Origin of the sequence: Deinococcus taeanensis, from assembly GCF_020229735.1 — a bacterium.
Lineage (GTDB): Bacteria > Deinococcota > Deinococci > Deinococcales > Deinococcaceae > Deinococcus > Deinococcus taeanensis.
Window position 1 is genome coordinate 1,448,572 of sequence record NZ_CP083455.1, and the last position, 17,606, is coordinate 1,466,177.

16 protein-coding genes are annotated in these 17,606 nt (G+C 69.5%); 7 read left to right on the forward strand and 9 right to left on the reverse strand.

Annotated features, from left to right (window positions below):
• Positions 1-60 precede the first annotated feature (60 nt).
• Both fdhF and LAJ19_RS07060 read left to right on the forward strand, forming a co-directional pair.
• Positions 61-3,123, forward strand: a complete 3,063-nt coding sequence (gene fdhF, locus LAJ19_RS07055) for a formate dehydrogenase subunit alpha (protein WP_225475076.1) — start codon at positions 61-63, stop codon at positions 3,121-3,123.
• Between the two features lie 36 nt (positions 3,124-3,159).
• A complete protein-coding gene (locus LAJ19_RS07060; RefSeq protein WP_225475077.1) occupies positions 3,160-3,663 on the forward strand; it encodes a helical membrane plugin domain-containing protein in 504 nt (167 codons plus the stop codon).
• Positions 3,664-4,157: 494 nt separating this feature from the next.
• Here LAJ19_RS07060 and LAJ19_RS07065 read toward each other — a convergent pair whose 3' ends face one another.
• Positions 4,158-6,701 (reverse strand): excinuclease ABC subunit UvrA, encoded by a 2,544-nt coding sequence (locus LAJ19_RS07065; protein ID WP_225475078.1) that lies wholly within the window; start codon positions 6,699-6,701, stop codon positions 4,158-4,160.
• A 378-nt stretch (positions 6,702-7,079) separates the two neighbouring features.
• On the opposite strand from LAJ19_RS07065, the gene LAJ19_RS07070 reads away from it, so the two are divergent.
• Positions 7,080-7,598, forward strand: coding sequence for a hypothetical protein (locus LAJ19_RS07070; RefSeq protein WP_225475079.1), 519 nt, complete (start codon positions 7,080-7,082; stop codon positions 7,596-7,598).
• Between the two features lie 54 nt (positions 7,599-7,652).
• On the opposite strand, the gene LAJ19_RS07075 is transcribed toward LAJ19_RS07070, so the two are convergent.
• Both LAJ19_RS07075 and LAJ19_RS07080 read right to left on the reverse strand, forming a co-directional pair.
• Positions 7,653-9,113, reverse strand: a complete 1,461-nt coding sequence (locus LAJ19_RS07075; RefSeq protein WP_225475080.1) for an aspartate aminotransferase family protein — start codon at positions 9,111-9,113, stop codon at positions 7,653-7,655.
• Between the two features lie 47 nt (positions 9,114-9,160).
• Positions 9,161-9,439: a rhodanese-like domain-containing protein gene (locus tag LAJ19_RS07080; RefSeq protein WP_225475081.1), complete on the reverse strand. Its 279-nt coding sequence runs from the start codon at positions 9,437-9,439 to the stop codon at positions 9,161-9,163.
• 84 nt (positions 9,440-9,523) lie between these two features.
• Between LAJ19_RS07080 and LAJ19_RS07085 the strand changes: the two genes are divergently transcribed.
• Complete coding sequence (locus tag LAJ19_RS07085; RefSeq protein WP_225475082.1) at positions 9,524-9,838, forward strand: rhodanese-like domain-containing protein; 315 nt, start codon at positions 9,524-9,526, stop codon at positions 9,836-9,838.
• Positions 9,838-10,197 carry a metal-sulfur cluster assembly factor gene (locus LAJ19_RS07090; RefSeq protein ID WP_225475083.1) on the forward strand — a complete coding sequence of 120 codons (360 nt, stop codon included), beginning with the start codon at positions 9,838-9,840 and terminating at the stop codon, positions 10,195-10,197. Before LAJ19_RS07085 ends, LAJ19_RS07090 begins: the two co-directional genes overlap by 1 nt.
• Before the next feature lie 63 nt (positions 10,198-10,260).
• On the opposite strand, the gene LAJ19_RS07095 is transcribed toward LAJ19_RS07090, so the two are convergent.
• Complete coding sequence (locus tag LAJ19_RS07095) at positions 10,261-10,947, reverse strand: zinc metallopeptidase (RefSeq protein WP_225475084.1); 687 nt, start codon at positions 10,945-10,947, stop codon at positions 10,261-10,263.
• Between the two features lie 136 nt (positions 10,948-11,083).
• The gene (locus tag LAJ19_RS07100) at positions 11,084-11,362 is read right to left on the reverse strand and encodes a stage V sporulation protein S (RefSeq protein ID WP_225475085.1); all 279 of its coding nucleotides are present in this window, start codon (positions 11,360-11,362) and stop codon (positions 11,084-11,086) included.
• 212 nt (positions 11,363-11,574) lie between these two features.
• Between LAJ19_RS07100 and LAJ19_RS07105 the strand changes: the two genes are divergently transcribed.
• Both LAJ19_RS07105 and LAJ19_RS07110 read left to right on the forward strand, forming a co-directional pair.
• Positions 11,575-13,272 carry a PhoX family protein gene (locus tag LAJ19_RS07105; protein WP_225475086.1) on the forward strand — a complete coding sequence of 566 codons (1,698 nt, stop codon included), beginning with the start codon at positions 11,575-11,577 and terminating at the stop codon, positions 13,270-13,272.
• The gene (locus tag LAJ19_RS07110) at positions 13,269-13,598 is read left to right on the forward strand and encodes a hypothetical protein (RefSeq protein ID WP_225475087.1); all 330 of its coding nucleotides are present in this window, start codon (positions 13,269-13,271) and stop codon (positions 13,596-13,598) included. The genes LAJ19_RS07105 and LAJ19_RS07110 overlap by 4 nt, the downstream gene beginning before the upstream one ends.
• Positions 13,599-13,665: 67 nt before the next feature.
• On the opposite strand, the gene LAJ19_RS07115 is transcribed toward LAJ19_RS07110, so the two are convergent.
• Genes LAJ19_RS07115 through LAJ19_RS07130 form a run of 4 tightly spaced genes read right to left on the reverse strand, consistent with a single transcriptional unit; the run spans position 13,666 to position 17,576 of the window.
• The gene (locus LAJ19_RS07115; RefSeq protein WP_225475088.1) at positions 13,666-14,757 is read right to left on the reverse strand and encodes a polyamine ABC transporter substrate-binding protein; all 1,092 of its coding nucleotides are present in this window, start codon (positions 14,755-14,757) and stop codon (positions 13,666-13,668) included.
• Entirely contained in the window at positions 14,754-15,563 is an 810-nt protein-coding gene (locus LAJ19_RS07120) for an ABC transporter permease (RefSeq protein WP_225475089.1), read from the reverse strand. Before LAJ19_RS07120 ends, LAJ19_RS07115 begins: the two co-directional genes overlap by 4 nt.
• The gene (locus LAJ19_RS07125) at positions 15,560-16,387 is read right to left on the reverse strand and encodes an ABC transporter permease (RefSeq protein ID WP_225475090.1); all 828 of its coding nucleotides are present in this window, start codon (positions 16,385-16,387) and stop codon (positions 15,560-15,562) included. The genes LAJ19_RS07120 and LAJ19_RS07125 overlap by 4 nt, the downstream gene beginning before the upstream one ends.
• 55 nt (positions 16,388-16,442) lie before the next feature.
• The gene (locus tag LAJ19_RS07130) at positions 16,443-17,576 is read right to left on the reverse strand and encodes an ABC transporter ATP-binding protein (RefSeq protein ID WP_225475091.1); all 1,134 of its coding nucleotides are present in this window, start codon (positions 17,574-17,576) and stop codon (positions 16,443-16,445) included.
• Positions 17,577-17,606 lie beyond the last annotated feature (30 nt).

A 17,606-nucleotide genomic window follows, 5' to 3' on the forward strand; every position in this document is an offset into this window, starting at 1 on the left:
CTGCTCCGTCCCGCGCGAACGGCCTGTCTTTATACTGGCCTGAGTTCCAAGGGAGGATGCATGCGCGAGACGGACGTGCCAAACGACGCGCAGTTACGGTTCACGGTGGGCCCGACCCGGCCGCCGCCTGGGCCGGAGGTGACGGTGACCGTGGACGGCGCCGTACACACGGCGCGGGCGGGGGAGCCGCTGCTGGACGTCATCAACCGCGCGCAGATTGAACTCGCGCAGGTGTGCTACCACCCGCAGCTGGGCCCCATCCAGACGTGCGACACCTGCGCCGTGGAGATCGACGGCGCCCTGGGCCGCGCCTGCGGCACGCCCGTCCGGGCAGGGCTGGTGGTCCGCACGCAGACGAACGCGGCGCGCGCCGCGCAGCGTGACGCGTACGACCGCCTGATCGCCAACCACGACCTGTACTGCACGGTGTGCGACAACAACAACGGCAACTGCACCGTGCACAACACGCTGGGCGTCCTTCGCCTTGAGCATCAGACCCGGCCGTTCCAGCCCAAGGGCTACCCGAAGGACGACACGAACCCGTTTTACCGGTACGACCCGGACCAGTGCATTCTGTGCGGCCGCTGCGTGGAAGCCTGCCAGAACGTGCAGGTCAACGAGACCCTCACGATCAACTGGGAAGCGGAGCAGCCGCGCGTCCTGTGGGACGGCGGGAAGCCCATCGGGGAATCGAGCTGCGTGAGCTGCGGGCACTGCGTCACCGTGTGCCCGTGCAACGCCCTGATGGAAACGGGCATGCTGGGCGAGGCGGGCCTGTTCACCGGCATTCCGCTGCCGGTGTGGGACGCGGCCATTGACGTGGTCAAGGGCGTGGAGGGCAGCACCGGCCTGCGGCCGATCATGAACGTCTCCGAGATCGAGTCGGCCGCCCGCGACGGGTACGTTCAGAAAACGAAGACGGTCTGCACGTACTGCGGCGTGGGCTGCTCGTTCGACGTGTGGACGCACGACCGGCAGCTTCTGAAGGTCGAGCCGGGCCAGGGGCACGCCAACGGCATCTCCACCTGCGTGAAAGGCAAGTTCGGCTGGGAGTACGTTAACAGCCCCGACCGGCTCACGTCACCCCTGATCCGGGAGGGCGGCCGCTTCCAGGAGGCCACGTGGGACGAGGCGCTGGACCTCGTGGCGCGCCGCTTGGCTGACGTCCGCGCGGCGCACGGCCCGGACGCCCTGGCGTTCGTCGCCAGCAGCAAGGCCACGAACGAGGAGGCGTTCCTCGTGCAGAAGTTCGCGCGGCAGGTGATCGGCACGAACAACGTGGACAACTGCTCCCGGTACTGCCAGTCGCCCGCCACGGCCGGCCTGGTCGGCACGGTCGGGATTGGCGGGGACAGCGGCACCATTCACGACATCGAGCAGGCGAGCATGGTCATCACCATCGGCAGCAACGCCGCTGAAAGCCACCCGGTGCTCGCGGCCCGCGTGAAACGCGCGCAGAAACTGGGACGCACCAGGCTCGTGGTGTTCGACATCCGCGAGCATGAACTGGCCCGCCGGGCGGACACCTTCATCCGCCCGCGCCCCGGCACGGACTTCGTGTGGCTGAGCGCCGTGAGCCGGTTTATCGTGGATCAGGGCCTGCAGGACCGGGCGTTCCTGAACGACCGCGTCAACGGCCTGGAAGAGTACCTGGAGTCCCTCAGCCCGTACACCCTGGAGTACGCCGAGCAGGAGACCGGGATTCCCGCCCTGACCCTGGAGGCCTTCGCGCGTGACCTCGCCGCGCAGCGGAGCGTGTGTATCCTGTGGGCCATGGGCGTCACGCAGCAGTGCGGCGGCAGCGACACCAGCGCCGCGATCAGCAACCTGCTCCTCCTGACCGGCAACTACGGGCGCACCGGTACCGGCGCGTACCCGTTGCGGGGGCATAACAATGTGCAGGGGGCCAGCGACATGGGCGCCATGCCCGACCAGGTGAGCGGCTACCAGAAGGTCACGGACCCGCTGACCGTGCAGCGCCACCAGCGGGAGTGGGGGGTGACGCTGCGCCCCGAACGAGGCCTGGACAACACACAGATGGTCGACGCGGCCATTGACGGCCAGCTGCGGGCCCTGTGGCTCACGGGCGAGGAGATGAGCCTCACCGACTCGAACGCCAACCACCTGGAACAAGGGTACGAGGCGCTGGAATTCTTCGTGGTGCAGGACCTGTACTTCACGAACACCGCCCGGTACGCAGATGTGGTTCTGCCCGCCACGCCGTCCCTGGAGAAGGAAGGAACGTTCACCAGCACGGAGCGGCGCATTCAGCGGCTGTACCAGGTGATGGCGCCCCTGAAGGGCAGCCGGCCCGACTGGCAGATCTACACGGCCGTGGCCAACCGCATGGGTGCCAGCTGGACGTACACGCACCCGGCCGAGATCATGGCCGAGATCGCGCGCCTCACGCCGTTCTATGCGGGCGTCACCTACGACCGCCTGGCCGGGTACCGGTCGCTGTGCTGGCCCGTCGCTGAGGACGGCACCGACACGCCCCTGCTGTACCGCGACCGCTTTCACTTCCCGGACGGCCGGGCGAGACTGCACCCGGCGGCGTACCAGCCCCGCCGTAACGCTCCGGACGCCGAGTACGACCTGCACCTGAACAGTGGGCGGATGCTGGAGCACTTCCACGAGGGCAACATGACCTTCCGCGTGCACGGCATCGCCGGAAAGGCGCCGGACGCGTTCGTGGAGGTCAGCCCGGAACTCGCCGCTGAGCGCGGCGTGCAGAGCGGACAGTGGGTGAGGCTGGTCAGCCCGAACGGCGCCGTGCGGCTGCGGGCGCACGTGACCGGCCGCGTTCACGGTCACGAGCTGTACGTGCCCATGAACGCCCGCCACGCCACGGACGCCGTGAACCGCCTGACCGGATCAGGCGGCGACACCATCACGAACACGCCCGCGTACAAGGACACCAGCGTCCGCATGGAAGTCCTGCACGACGTCGGTGAGAACCCCCTGCCGCCCACCAATCACCGGTACGGTCACCCCACGCCGCAGGGGGGCGTGGAAGTGGAACGCAAGTGGGCGCGGCCCGACTACGTCTTCCCCGGGGGACCGCTGCCCATGCACGGCGACAGCCTGAACGCCCGCTCCGACGCGCTGGGCACCGACGACTGACCCTGGCGTGAGCCCGGCCCTTCCCCAGGAGAATCCATGGCGAAAGCACTTGATTTCACCCCCCCCGAGCCCACCCCGCAGGAACGCCTGCACGCCCACCTGGACGACGCTGCCCCCGCCCTGGACGACGCCCTGCGCCTCCTGACCGACCTGCATGAACACGGCGTGCTGGACGTCCTGAGCAAAGCCGTCCGCGGCGGTGAGGGGCTCGTCACGGCCCTGCTGCACGTGACGGGCGGGCCGAGCGGCACGACCCTCCTGCGCAACGTGACGGAGCTCAGCAAGACGCTCTCCAGCCTGGACCCGCGCGAGGTCAGTGTCCTGGGCCACGCCGTCACCGTGGGGGTCAGCGAGAGCGCGCGGCATGTTGCCTCCGGCCGGGGCGCGGGCCTGGGTGAACTGCTGACCCTTCTGAAAGACCGTGACGTGCAGGTGGCGCTGGGCGCGATCCTGGCCCTGCTCCGCGGCATGGGCCGCACGCTGCGCGAAGCGAACGGCGACCTTCCTCAGCAGCCGAACCAGGCGGAAGTGGGCCGCTGAACGGCCCCACGTCACCCCAGCCACCTGCGCCTGCCTGCCAACCGCCGGAACCCCATCCGCAGACGCCCGGTCGCGGGCATCCTGATGCGTCCGCCCGGCCAGGACCGGCACCGGCTGCCCGGCCGACTGCTCCTCAAAGGCCCGTTCCCCGCTGAGTTCGACCAGCGCCCAGAGGACGAACACCCAAACGTGTGGCACCGGCCGACCTGGGGATACGTCCGGCTCGCGGTCAATAGGCTGGCCGTGTCGTTCGGCGGTGTGGCGTGTGCCGGTCGGGCAGCAGCGCTACGGCGTCCTCCCCTGCACGTGTGCCTCCGCCTGGACGGCGGGCGCCGGACCACCGTAATTGACCTGCCTGCGCGGCCCCCTGGCCCCGGAGAGGCCCTGGCTGGCAGGCACGTGGGCAGACCAGCGGCACCGCAGTGCCTCTCCCCTGCCTGACGGGGACGGTGGGCATTGCTGGGGCGCCGCCCAGGCGCAGGGGTTCCGGACGCTCAGGTGGGCACGGCCAGCCGGTCCAGGTGCGCGCGCAGGTACGGGGCGGTGCGGCTGGCCTGCGACCGGGCCACCTGATCAGGTGGCCCGGCCACGACAATCTGTCCGCCTTCGTCACCGGCGCCCGGCCCCAGGTCCAGCACCCAGTCGCTCGCGGCGACGACGCCCAGGTCGTGCTCGACGACGATGACGGTGTGGCCTTCATCCACGAGGCGGTGCAGCTGGGCGTTCAGGCGGTCCACGTCGCTGGGGTGCAGGCCGGTGGTGGGCTCATCAAGCAGGTACAGCGTGTGGCCGCGCGTGGCCTTCTGAAGTTCGCCGGCGAGTTTCACGCGTTGAGCTTCACCGCCGGAGAGTTCCGTGGCCGGCTGACCCAGGCGCAGGTAGCCCAGGCCCACCTCCTGCAGGGTGTTCAGGGCGCGGTGAACGGGAGGCTCGTCGCGGAAGATCACGGCGGCCTCATCGACGCGCAGGGCGAGCACCTGGGCAATGTTCAGGCCAGCCCACGTGACCTCCAGGGTCTTGTCGTTGTAGCGGGCGCCGTGACAGACGGGACAGGGCGCGTACACGGACGGCAGGAACAGAAGTTCAACCATGACGAATCCTTCGCCCTGGCAGTGTTCGCAGCGGCCGCCCCTGACATTGAAGGAGAATCGCCCGGCGCTGTACCGGCGCTGGCGGGCGAGGGGGGCCTGGGCGAACAGGCGGCGGACGTGGTCGAACAGGCCGGTGTACGTGGCGAGGTTGGAGCGGGGCGTGCGCCCGATGGGCGTCTGGGTGACCTGCACCAGCCGGCGCACCTGGGAAACGTCCCCGCTCAGGGTGCCGCCTGTGGGAACCGGAGCATCATCCGGCGGGAGGGTCGGGTCCGGGTCGGGTTCGGGCGCGGGGGTCTGGCCCAGGTGGGTGCCCAGGAGGTCCGGCAGGGCCTGCGTGATCAGGCTGCTCTTGCCGCTGCCGCTCACGCCCGTGACGCTGGTCAGGGTGCCGAGCGGTAGTTCGGCGCTCAGGTGGCGGAGGTTGTTGCGCGTGACGCCCTCCAGGCGCAGCCACCCGCGTGGGGTCCGGCGCGTTTCAGGCAGCGGGGAGGGTGAGGCGAACAGGTACCGGGCCGTCTGGGAGTCCGGTACGGCCTGCAGGCCTTCGGGCGGACCACTGTACAGCACCTGCCCGCCCGCGTCTCCGGCGGCCGGGCCGACGTCCACGATCCAGTCTGCGCGGCGGATCACCTCCAGTTCGTGTTCCACCACGAACACGGAGTTCCCTCCGGCTTTCAGGTCCCGCAGGGCGTCCAGCAGGGCTTCCGTGTCCGCCGGGTGCAGGCCGGCGGAAGGTTCGTCGAGCACGTACACCACCCCGAACAGGTTCGAGTACAGCTGCGTGGCGAGCCGCAGGCGCTGAAGCTCCCCCGGGGACAGGGTGGGGGTGCTGCGCTCCAGCGTCAGGTACCCCAGGCCCAGGCGGGTCAGGACCTCCACCCGGGCGCACAGGTCCCCGGCGAGCCGGGTGAGGGCCAGCGCTTCCTCCTCGGGGCGCGCCCGTCCGGCGCGGTCGGTCCGGCCCGAGGCGGCCGGAGCGAGCAGTTCGGCCACTCGGGTAAGAGGCTGCCGGGAGAAGTCTGCGATGTCCAGTCCGGCGAAAGTCACGGCCAGCGCCTGGCGCGTGAGGCGTTTGCCGTGGCAGACGGGACACTCGCGGATCACCATGAACGACGCGGCGCGTTTTTTCATGGTGTCGCTGGGGCTGTTCGTGAAGGTGTGCAGCACGTGCCGGCGTGCAGACGTGAAGGTGCCCAGGTAGCTGGGTTCCGCCTTGCGTTTCAGGGCTCGCCGGGTTTCCTCGGGCGTCAGGCCCGGGTACACGGGCACCTGGGGCTGTTCGTCGGTGAACAGGATCCAGTCGCGGGCCTGGCGGGGCAGGTCCTGCCAGGGGGTGTCCACGTCGTAGCCGAGCGTGACGAGAATGTCGCGCTGGTTCTGCCCGGCCCACGCGGTGGGCCACGCGGCCACGGCCCGCTCGCGGATCGTGAGGGTCGGGTCGGGCACCATGCTGTCCTCGGTGACGTCGAATACGCGGCCCAGCCCGTGGCATTCCGGGCAGGCGCCCTGAGGGGTGTTCGGCGAGAACCCTTCGGCGTACACGATGCCCTGGCCGGGCGGGTAGTCGCCGGCGCGGGAGTACAGCAGGCGCAGCACGTTGTTCAGTGTGGTCAGGCTGCCGACCGTGGAGCGCGCGGTGGGCACGCCCCGCTGCTGCTGAAGGGCCACGGCGGGCGGCAGGCCGTCGATGCGGTCCACGTCCGGGGTGCCCAGCTGGTTGAACAGGCGCCGGGCATAGGGCGAGACGGAATCCAGGTAGCGGCGCTGCGCCTCGGCGTACAGCGTCCCGAAGGCCAGGGAGGACTTCCCGGAGCCGGACACGCCGGTGAAGACGACCAGGGCGTCGCGCGGCAGGTCCACGTTCACGTCCTTGAGGTTGTGTTCGCGGGCGCCGCGCACCTGCACGAAGCCCTCGCGGGGGCCGGGGGCAGAGGAGCGGGTCATGCCGGCAGTATCGGCCGGGGGTGCGGCGCGGCGGATCAGGGGGCCTTCAGCCGTCCCCCATGGTCCAGAGGGTTGTGGTCATGAACCCCATGGCAGGGCGCCGCACACCAGTCCCGGTGACCTGAGCCTTTGCTCCGGGGTGCTGAGCTTCACCTGCACGGCGGTCAGGAGGGCTGCTCTGGCCTGCGCACGGTTCACGGTGCGTGCCCCTCACCACGCGGAGCGTCACGGTCAGGGTGGGGTTGGCTCGGAGGCCAGAGCAGGCCGCCCGGGCGGGTCACGCCAGTCTATCTGTCCGGAAACGTGCAGTGTAGGCCGGCCGGCGTTCGCGTGACCTTCACCGCTCTTGCCCGGGGCCGCTCGCCGTAGCATGAGGCTGTGACCTCCCCCGCCACCGACCGGCCCACCCGGCCCCTGCCGTTCAAACCGGCCGGGCACGTGGAACTCGCGCGGTACTCCAGCCTGGGCCGGTACTGGGCGCTGCTGGGCGGCGCCGCGCGCGCTGGTCGCCGCGTGACCCTGGTGCGGGGCGACAGCGCGGACCTGTGCCGCCGCCGGATCGCCGGGGCCACGCTGATGAACGCCGGGATCTTCCTGGACGTTGACCGGACCGCGCGGCACCTCGACGACGGGTTCGCGCCGCACGCCGCGATGGTGGCGCTGCTGGCCGGTGACCCTGCGCCGCTGCGCGAGGAGCTGAACGCGCATTTCGAGCTTCGCGTGGACTTCACGCTGGCCCTGACGGCCACCCGGGACCTGATCTGCCGCCCGGAACTGCGGTTCATGCCGGTCGTGCCGGGCCTCAGCAGCCTGCCGGACGACCTGACGCTGGAGGTGCGGCGCCTGGGACGCGACGAACTGCATCTGCTCGTGCAGCGCGCCTGCGGCCTCGCCTGAAGGCGGAGGCGGGAGAGCGCGCTTCCGTCCTCCCCTGCCGGTGCGTGAGTGGACCTAGCCGTCGCTGGGCGTCCGTTTCTTTGGCGAGCTGGCCGCAAAGGCCGCGAGGCGCGCCGTGACCTGCGGCGGCGTGCGGGTCAGGAGGTCCCGGGCGTGCGGGTGGGTCTGCGTGAAGGCTTCCACGCGGTCCATCAGGGTGGCGAACACGTCGTCCGGCATGTCCAGGGCGGGTGTCAGGCGCACGGTGCGTTTGCTGCTCAGGGACAGGTTTGCCATAACGCCCCCCTGGTGCAGTTCGCGCAGGGCCAGGATGGCGGTGGCCTCGAACACGAGTTCCTTCAGCACGCCGGGCAGCGGCACACCCACCATGGGCCGGAACTGCAGGGCGAGCAGCAGGCCCTGGCCGCGGACGTCCTCCAGCAGTTTCGGAAAGCGGGCGTGCATGGCCCGCAGCCGGGCGAGGCCCTGCGCGCCGAGTTCACGGCTGCGGGCCGGGAAGTCGTTTTCCAGCAGGTACTCCAGGCTTTTCAGGCCGACTGCCATGGCGAGTGCCCCGCCGCCGAAGGTGTTGCTGTGGCGTTTGCTGCTCAGGCCGCCCAGCATCTTCTTGTAGATGGGGGCGCGGACGATGGTGGCGCCCACGGCAGTCATCCCGCCGCCCAGCGGTTTGGCGAGGGTGATGATGTCGGCGTTGAGGCCCTGCGCGGCCGATTCGAACCAGTGGCCGGTGCGGCCCAGGCCGGTCTGAATCTCGTCGGCAATCACGGGAATGCCGTGGCGGCGGCACAGGTCGCCCAGGCCGCTGAGGAATCCGGCGGGTGGGAGGTTCACGCCGCCCTCTCCCTGAATGGGTTCCACGACCACGCACACGACGTTGTCGGGTCCCACGCGGCGGATCAGGCGGGCCAGGGCGTCCAGGTCGCCGTAGGGGCTGGTGAGCGCGCCGGGCACCAGGGGCCGGAAGATGTCCTGGTATTCGGGGTTGGGGGTGAGGCTCAGGCTGCCGAGGGTCTTGCCGTGGTACCCGCTGGCGAACGAGATCTGGTATTTCGCCCGGGGCCGCCAGGCTTTGGCGAACTTCAGGGCGCCCTCGATCGCTTCGGTGCCGCTGGAGCAGAAGAACACCTGACTGTCGGCGTGGCTGGGCAGGTCGCGGGCGAGCAGCGCCACGAGGTTCGCTTCCAGCGCGGCCCGCCAGGGGCTGGTGGACTGCTGCGGGAGGCCCATGGCGCGGTTGCTGGTGAGGAATTCCTGCATGAACGCCGTGATGGCGGGCGGCATCTCCCCGAAGGGCGCGGCGGCGTACCCGCTGGCGTTGATGCGGCGCACGCCGCGCTCGTCCTCGAGTTCCCAGGGGGTCACGCGGGAGAACGGACCGGCGAGGCCCAGGACGTCCAGGCCGTACAGCAGTTCCTCATTCCCGTGCCGCAGTTCCAGGCGGCGCACGTCGGGGCCGCTGAGACGTTCGTCCAGCACGTCGCGGGTGGTAATGAAACCAGGAGGCAGGGCACACATGAACGCCAGTCTAGTGCCCGGGGTGGCGCGAGAGGTCCCGCGGCCGTTCAGGACTGCGCGGCTTTCAGGGCGGGCACCCCGCCTGGGTACGCCTGGGCGTTCAGCCCGTCGGCGCGCAGGTACCGGGCGGCCAGCCCGGAGCGTACGCCCCGCTCGCAGATCACGAGCAGGGGGCCCAGGTCGGGCGACAGGCCGTGCGTGCCGTTCTCGATGGCGTCCAGGCTGACGGCCTGCACTGGCCGGTCGGTCAGGGCGGTCAGGGGGTCACGGCCGCGCAGGTCGTCGGGGCGCAGGTCGATCACGGTTACGCCTTCGGGGAGGGTCATGGGCGCAGGATACGCGCGGCGCGCCGGGTGACAGGGTGGCCGCGGCGCACATTCCGAGTGGGCCGCTCGGGTATGCTGGGCCGCATGGAAGATGTCACTCCGCAGGAAGGGCAGCGCCGCGTGCAGCAGGGCGCGCTGCTCGTGGACGTTCGTGAGCAGAACGAATTTGATGAGGTGCACGCTGAGGGCGCGCTGCTGATGCCGCTCAGCGACTTCGAGACCCGTTACGCGGAACTCCCGAAGGACCGGGAACTGGTGATGATCTGCCGCAGCGGGGCCCGCAGCGCCCGCGCCGGCGAGTTCCTGAAGGCGCAGGGGTACGGTCAGGTCGTGAACCTCGCCGGGGGCACCATGGCCTGGGTGCAGGACGGGCTGCCCAGCGTGCAGGGGCAGAGCTGATGACCGCGCCGGAGAACACGCCGCAGAGCGGAACGCCTGCCGGGCTGCCCAGCGAGGCGCAGATCCTGGAGGCGCTGAAGGTCGTGAAGGACCCGGAAATTCCGGTGAATGTCGTGGATCTCGGGCTGATCTACGGGGTGGACATCAATGAGGCTGGCCTGGTGGACATCACCATGACCCTGACCAGCGTGGGGTGCCCGGTGCAGGACCTGATCCGCGCGGACGCGGAGATGGCCGTGGGGCGCCTGGACGGCGTGAACGAGGTGAACGTGGAGTTCGTGTGGTCGCCGCCGTGGGGGCCGGACAAGATGACGGAGGACGGCAAGCGCCAGATGCGCATGTTCGGCTTCAACGTCTGACGGCACGGCCACCATGACGAGGGGCCCGGAGATCAACCTCCGGGCTCCTTGTCATGGTGGTGTTCAGTCGTCACTGCTGCGGGCGATGCTCAGGACGTTCAGGAACTGGGCGAGGGCCATGGCGAATCCGGCGACGTACGTGAGGGCCGCGGCGGTCAGCACGGAGCGGGCGCCGCTGGTGGCCTGGGCGCCACCGCTCAGGCCGCGCCGCTGCAGGTAGGCCAGGGCGCGGCGGCTGGCGTCGAATTCCACGGGCAGCGTGATCAGGTGAAACAGCAGGGCCGCGCCGAAGAGGAGGACGCCCACCCAGAGCAGGCCGGTGAAGTGCATGAGCACGCCGGCCATGAACAGCAGAGGCGCGAGGTTCATGCCGAGGCTGAGTGGAACGGCGAGGCGGGCGCGCAGGACCAGGGCTGGCATGTGCACCTTGTCCTGAATGGCGTGCCCGACCTCGTGCGCGGCGACCGCCATGGCGGCGACACTGGGCGCGCCGTAGACGCTCTCGCTGAGGTTTACGGTCTTGCGAATGGGGTCGTAGTGGTCGCTGAGGGTTCCGGGGACGGCGTGAACCGGCACGTGGTGCAGGCCGTTCTGGTCAAGCATCATGCGGGCCACCTGTGCGCCCGTGAGGGTGTGGGGGTTGCGGACGCGGCTCCAGCGGCCGTAGGTGCGGCTCAGGGCGCCCTGGATGAGAAAGGACGCGAGCAGGATGATCAGGATCAGGGGGGTGTAGGGGCCGAAGAATGCCATATCAGACCTCCTCCTGACATAATCTTAGCGCTACTCACTCAAGTTTGATGATAACTCAGGACACTGCTCCTCAGGTGCAGTGCCAAGAGAAAAGCGCCGCCTGACAGGTCAGGGCGGCGCGCCTGGTGCAGCGAGGTCAGCTTTGAGAGGCTGCGGGAATGCTGCGCACCACGAAGCGCACAGCGGTCCGTTCCTCAGACTGCACGTCGAGTTTCACAAATTCCGGCTGGGTGTACAGGTCAAGGTGATCACCCACGAGGTACCCGCGGGCAATGGCCAGAGCCTTAACCGCCTGGTTCACGGCAGTCGGGCCGATGGCCTGAATTTCCACCTGCCCCTGCGAGCGCAGCAGAGCGGCGATGGCACCGGCGATGGCGTTGGGTCGGGAAGTGCCGGAGACGCGCAGGGTTTCCAAGAAGATGCTCCTTTCCGGGCTCGGCCTGACAGCGGAGCCTGAAACGGTTTCATATTAAGCAGCCCGGTCCCGGTGGGACCATGCCCCAGGCGGGGTCACCGGTGACGCCCCCACCGGGGGTACTGAAACGTGCCGCTTCACCCACCATACCCTGACACCCCCCTGACCAGCCCCTGACCGGCCCGTCACGCGCCCACGGCACCCTGAGGGACATGACCCACCCGGACCCCGTCACCCCCAGTTTCTGGCACCGCCTGCTCGACACGCGCCTGTCGCGCCGCGCCGCGCTGGGGAGCGCCGCCACAACGGCCGCCGCCCTCACGCTCCCCCTGACCATCAGCGAGGCCCAGGCTGCGAACAACGGCGGGCCCAGTGCCGTGGACCCCAGGGCCCTGAACCCCCGCACCGTTCCGCCCTTCCGCGCCATACCCAGCGGGAATGCCGACACCCTGACCCTCCCGCCCGGGTACCGGTCCCAGCTGCTGGCCCCCTGGGGCGAGGTGTTCACCGAGGACGGCCGCGAAATTGGCTTCAACCACGACTTCGTGGGGTATTTCCCCATTGATCTGCTCGAAGGGGGGCGCAGCAGCACCGACGCCCTGCTCACCATCAACCACGAGTACGTGAACGCCCTGTTCGTGGGCGGCAACACCAGGGAACGAACCCCCGAGCAGATCCGCGCGGAAATGCAGGCCATGGGCGTCAGCGTGGTCCGCGTCCGCCGGGAGCAGGGACAGTGGCGGATCGTGCCCGACCCCCGCAACCGCCGCATCGACGCGCTGACCAGCATTGAACTGACCGGACCTGTGCGAGGTACGGCGGCCGTGAAGGGTGCCACCACCGTCCGGGGCACCGTCGGCAACTGCTCCGGCGGGCAGACGCCCTGGGGCACGCTGCTCACCTGCGAGGAGAACGTGGACGGGTACACCAGGTCCTGGGCCGGCAGCGGCTACGAGGCCCTGCACCAGGGCTGGGTGACCGAAATCGATCCCTTTGACCCCAGCTGGACGCCGAAGAAACGCACCGCCATGGGCCGGTTCCGGCATGAGAACGTCGCCGTGACCGTCGCCCGGGACGGCCGCGTGGTCGGGTACATGGGCGACGATATGCAGGACGCCTGCGTGTACAAGTTCGTGTCGCGCGGCCGCTTCGAGCCTGCCAACCGCGCCGCGAACCTGAACCTGCTCACCGAGGGCGACCTGTACGTCGCGGATTTCGGCACCGGCCGGTGGCTGCTGCTGGACTACGACCGCAACAAGAAACTTCAGGACGCCAAAGGCGCCGACGGCAGACCCCTGTTCGCCAGCCAGGCGGACGTGCTGGCCGACGCGCGTGCCAGCGCCCTCGCGGTGGGCGGCACGCCCGTCGACCGCCCGGAGGACATCGAGATTCACCCCCGCACCGGTGAGGTGTACGTGGCCCTGACGAACAACAGCAGGCACGGCAACTACTTCGGGCAGATCATCAAACTCCGAGAGGCGCAGGACGACTGGGCCGCCGAGTCCTTCCTGTGGGAGGTGTTCGCCGTGGGCGGCCCGCAGAGCGGCTTTGCCAGTCCCGACAACCTCGTGTTCGATCCGTACGGAAACCTGTGGATGGTCACCGACAACAGCGACCTGAGTACCAACCCCATCAAGGCTTTCCACGGCAACAACGCCATGTTCTTCTTTCCCACCGAGGGCCAGCACGCCGGCAGGGCCTACCGCTTCGCCATCGGCCCGGTAGACGCCGAGATGACCGGTCCCGTCTGGTCCCCGGACGGCCGGACCCTGTTCCTGTCCATTCAGCATCCCGGAGAGGACAGCGAGAGCCTGGACAAGCTGCGCTCCTCGTTCGGCGCCAGGCCAGGCAGCCGCGTGCCGCGCCCCACCCTGGTTGCCATTGAGGGGTTCCCCGGGTGGCGGGCGTGACGGGCGCCCTGCCGCCCGTGAAAGCCCCGTGGATCGTGGGCCGCGCGCCCCTGCTGGAACACGCCGCGGCCGACTTTCTGGCGGAGGTCACCCGGCAGTCCCCCTGGCGCCGCGCCCGGTTCGAGGCGCAGCTGGAAGCCCTGGAGGGCTTTCTCGGCGCCCCTGCCCCGCTGCTGGCCTACACCCGCGCGACCGGTGACGCGTGGCTGCGCACCCTGCCCGCGCAGGAGCAGGCGAACGCCGCCGGGCTGCTCAGGGAGTTCCGTGCGTACCTGCGGGAGTGGGGCTGGCTGGACTTCGCCCGGCCCGTGAACCAGCCTGACTGAAAGCCCCGGCTGAAAGCGAGAAGCGGGGCACCGGAATGCAGCCTCCGGCGCCCCGCTTCTCGCGGGGTCAGCGGCTTTTCAGTTCGGTCCAGATGCGGTCGTACAGCCGCTGCGGACGCCCGGTGGGCAGTTCCCCGATGAAATCCAGCCGGCCGTCCCGGAGCCATGAGGGCGGCGGGTTCAGGGCCGGCACGTCCTTCAGGAAGTCATCCAGGTGCGGGCGGGCGGCCGCGTTCGGGGTGGCGTAGTACGTGTAGTTGCTGAGCTGCGCGCCGTTCCGGGCGTCCAGAATGAAGTTGATGAACTGGTGGGCGAGCGCCGGGCTGGCGCTGCGCTTCAGGATCACCAGGGTGTCCATGCTGATGGTCGTGCCCTGCCGGGGCAGCAGGACCTGCACGTCCGGGTTCTCCTCGGTGGCGATCAGCAGGTCACCCACGTAGATCTGCCCCAGGTCAATCTGCTGGGCCAGGAGTTTGTTGCGGGTGCCGGGCCCACCGTCAAACCCCTGGAAGCCCCGCTTGGCGACCACGCGCCGCAGCAGGTTCCGTGCGGCGCGCAGTTCCGCGACGCGGGTGGTGTTCGCACTGAATCCCAGGAACTTCAACGCGGCGCCGATCACCTCACGTGGGTCGTCGAGCAGCACAAAGGAGAGCCGGTCCTCCGGGCCGAAAATTTCCGCCCAGGTGTCCTGAGGCACGTACCTGGACCGGTTGAACGCCAGGCCCGTCGCGGCGTACTGGTACGGCACCGAGTACGTGTTCCCCGGGTCGTACGCGGCGTTCAGGAAGCCGGGCGCGATGTTCTTCAGGTTCGGCAGCTGCGTCCGGTCCAGCGGTTGCAGGAGGCCAGCGCGGACCATTGTCTGCACCACATAGTTACTGGGCACGGCCAGGTCGTACTGGGCGCCGCCGCCCTGAAGCTTGGCGAGCATCGCTTCATTGCTCTCGTACGTGTCCAGGATGACGCGCACGCCGCTGTGTTTCTCGAAGGTCTTCACGAGGTCCGGGTCGATGTACTCCGACCAGATGAACACGCGCAGGGTGCGGCTGTCCCCGCGCGCGGCCGGCACGGCGGCAGAGATCCCGGCCGTGGGTTTCGGGACGCGGTAACAGCTGCCCAGCAGCGCAGCCCCCAGCAGCAGCGCGGCCGTGCGCTTCACGGGGCCCTCCGGGGGCGCAGCAGGGCGTTCGCGGCGATGACCGCCACCACCGTCACCAGCACCAGCAGGGCGCTCAGGGCGTTGATGTCCGGGGTGACGCCGCGTTTCACGTTCGTGTAGATCAGCACGGGCAGGGTTCTGAACCCCGATCCGCTCGTGAAGTACGTCACCACGAAATCGTCCAGCGACAGCGTGAAGGCCAGCAGCGCTCCCGCCAGGACGCCCGGCATGGCCAGTGGCAGGATCACCTTGGAAAAGGACTGCCAGCCGCTGGCCCCCAGGTCCCGGGCGGCTTCCTCCAGTTCCGGGCCGTACCCGGCGAGGCGCGAGCGGACCGTGAGGGCCACGTAACTGATCTGGAACGTCACGTGCGCGAGCAGGACCGTCCAGAAGCCGTTGTCGAAGGTCCAGCCGGCGCGTTCCAGGCCGGCCCGGACGAATGCGTAGAACATCAGGAGGCTCACGCCCATCACCACGTCCGGAATCACGATGGGCAGCACCAGCAGGCCGGTCAGCGCGGCGCGCAGGTGGATGGTGTAGCGCCACAGGCCCAGCCCGACCAGGGTGCCCAGCACCGTGCTGATCAGCGTGCTGACCACCGCGACGTTCAGGGTGTGCGTCAGCGCCTCGCGCACGTCCGCGCGGGCGAACAGCACGGCGTACCAGCGGGTCGTGAAACCAGCCCAGGTCGCGCCGAAGCGGGAATCGTTGAAGGAAAAGACGATCAGCACCACGATCGGCAGGTACAGGAACAGGTACACCAGCGCCGCCCATGCGCCCAGCAGAGGGTGGGTGCGGCCGGTCATCCGAGTTCCTCCAGGCCTTTATGCCCGGCGGCGCGGGCGTACGCCCACAGGCCCAGCAGCACCACGCCCATCAGCAGGAAACTCAGGGCGCTGCCGTACGGCCAGTCGCCGGCCTGGCCGAACTGGTTCTGAATCAGATTCCCGACAAGCGCCGCGCGGGCGCCTCCCAGAAGGTCACTGACCACGAAAGTCCCCAGCGCCGGAATGAAGGTCAGCAGCACGCCAGCCACCAGCCCGGGCAGGGTCTGCGGGAACACGGCGCTCAGGAAGGCCCGGGCGGGCGGCGCACCCAGGTCCTGCGCGGCCTCGTGCAGCCGCCAGTCGATCTTCTCCACGCTGGCGTACGCAGGCAGCACGAAAAACGGCACGAACGCGTACACCATGCCCAACATTGTCGCGCTCAGGCTGGGCACCAGGTCGAAGGGCCGCAGGATGAGAATCCAGGCGTACACGCGAATCAGGAAGTTCGTCCAGAAAGGAATGATCAGCAGCAGCAGCAGCAGGTTCCTGCGGCGCTCGTCCTGCCGGGCGATGAAGAACGCCAGGGGGTAGCCCAGCAGCGCGCACAGGCCCGAGGTGAGGGCCGCCACCCACACGCTGCGCCACAGGACGCGCAGGTTGTCGCCCGTCCACTCCTGAAACAGGGCGTCGTACCCGAAGACGCGCTGCCAGGATTCCAGGGTCCAGGGGGCGCCCACCTGCGCGAGGTCCGTGCGGGTCAGCACGGAGTAGGTCAGCATGACCGCGGCGGGCAGCACCAGGAACGCGGTAAGCCACAGCACGCCCGGTCCGAGCGTGGCAAAAAACCGCCGGACGGTCAGCATGGGCGCCCCCGCTGGTCCGGATGGCGGCGGCGGACACTCCGGCCTGAGGGCGGGTTCACGCGTCCTCCAGCACCACAAGGTTGTCCGGCGGGAGGTACAGCGTGACGTCCTCTTCGTAGTCGAAGTCCTCATCTGCGCCGATATCGGCGTTCAGCTGAAACACCACGAGTTGCTGACCGCCGGCCTGCAGCAGGTACTGGTTCTCGGCGCCCGTGTACACGATGTCGTCCACACGGGCGCGGATCTCGTTGCCTTCGGTGCCCTCGTCGCGCTCCATGCGCAGTTTCTCGGGCCGGACGGACAGGGTCACGCGCTGCCCGGCGCGCAGGCCTGCGCCGTGCGCGGTGCGCAGCGGGCCATGCGCGGTCTGCACGGTGGCGTGCCGCCCCTGAACATTCAGGACGGTGCCTTCGATCAGGTTGCTGCTGCCCAGGAAATTCGCGACGAACGCCGTGCGGGGCCGCTCGTAGAGGTCCTCGGCGCGGCCCAGCTGCTCCAGGCGTCCGCCGTTCATCACGGCGATCCGGTCACTCATGACCAGCGCTTCTTCCTGGTCGTGCGTGACGAACACAAAGGTGATGCCCAGCGTCTCCTGCAGGTGCGCAAGTTCCACCTGCAGCTCCTTGCGGAGTTTCAGGTCCAGCGCGCTGAGCGGCTCGTCGAGGAGCAGCACCTGAGGTTCGTTCACGATGGCGCGCGCCAGGGCCACCCGTTGCCGCTGCCCGCCGCTGAGCTGGTCCGGGCGGCGCGTGGCGAACTGCGCGATACGCACGCGCTCCAGGGCCGTCATGACCCGTTCGCGGGCCTGCGGGGCCGGCACGCCTTTCATGCGCAGGCCGAACGCGACGTTGTCCTGGACGGTCATGTGCGGAAACAGGGCGTAGCTCTGAAAGACCGTGTTCACGTCCCGGCGGTGCGGCGGAACGCCCCGCATGTCGCGTCCCGCGATGCGGACTTCACCGGCATCGGGGTGTTCGAAGCCCGCCAGGATGCGCAGCAGCGTGGTCTTCCCGCACCCGGACGGGCCCAGCAGGCTGAAGAATTCGCCGCGCCGCACGTCAAGATCGATGCTGTCCAGCACGACTGAGGGCGCGCCGTGCGCGCCACCACGGTAGCTTTTGCGCAGGCCCGTGACGCTGACGGCCGCGTCAGCGGCGAGGTCCCGCACGCGGCGGCCCCTGAATGTCACGCCGGTGATGGCGCGCCTCCCCCCGACTGA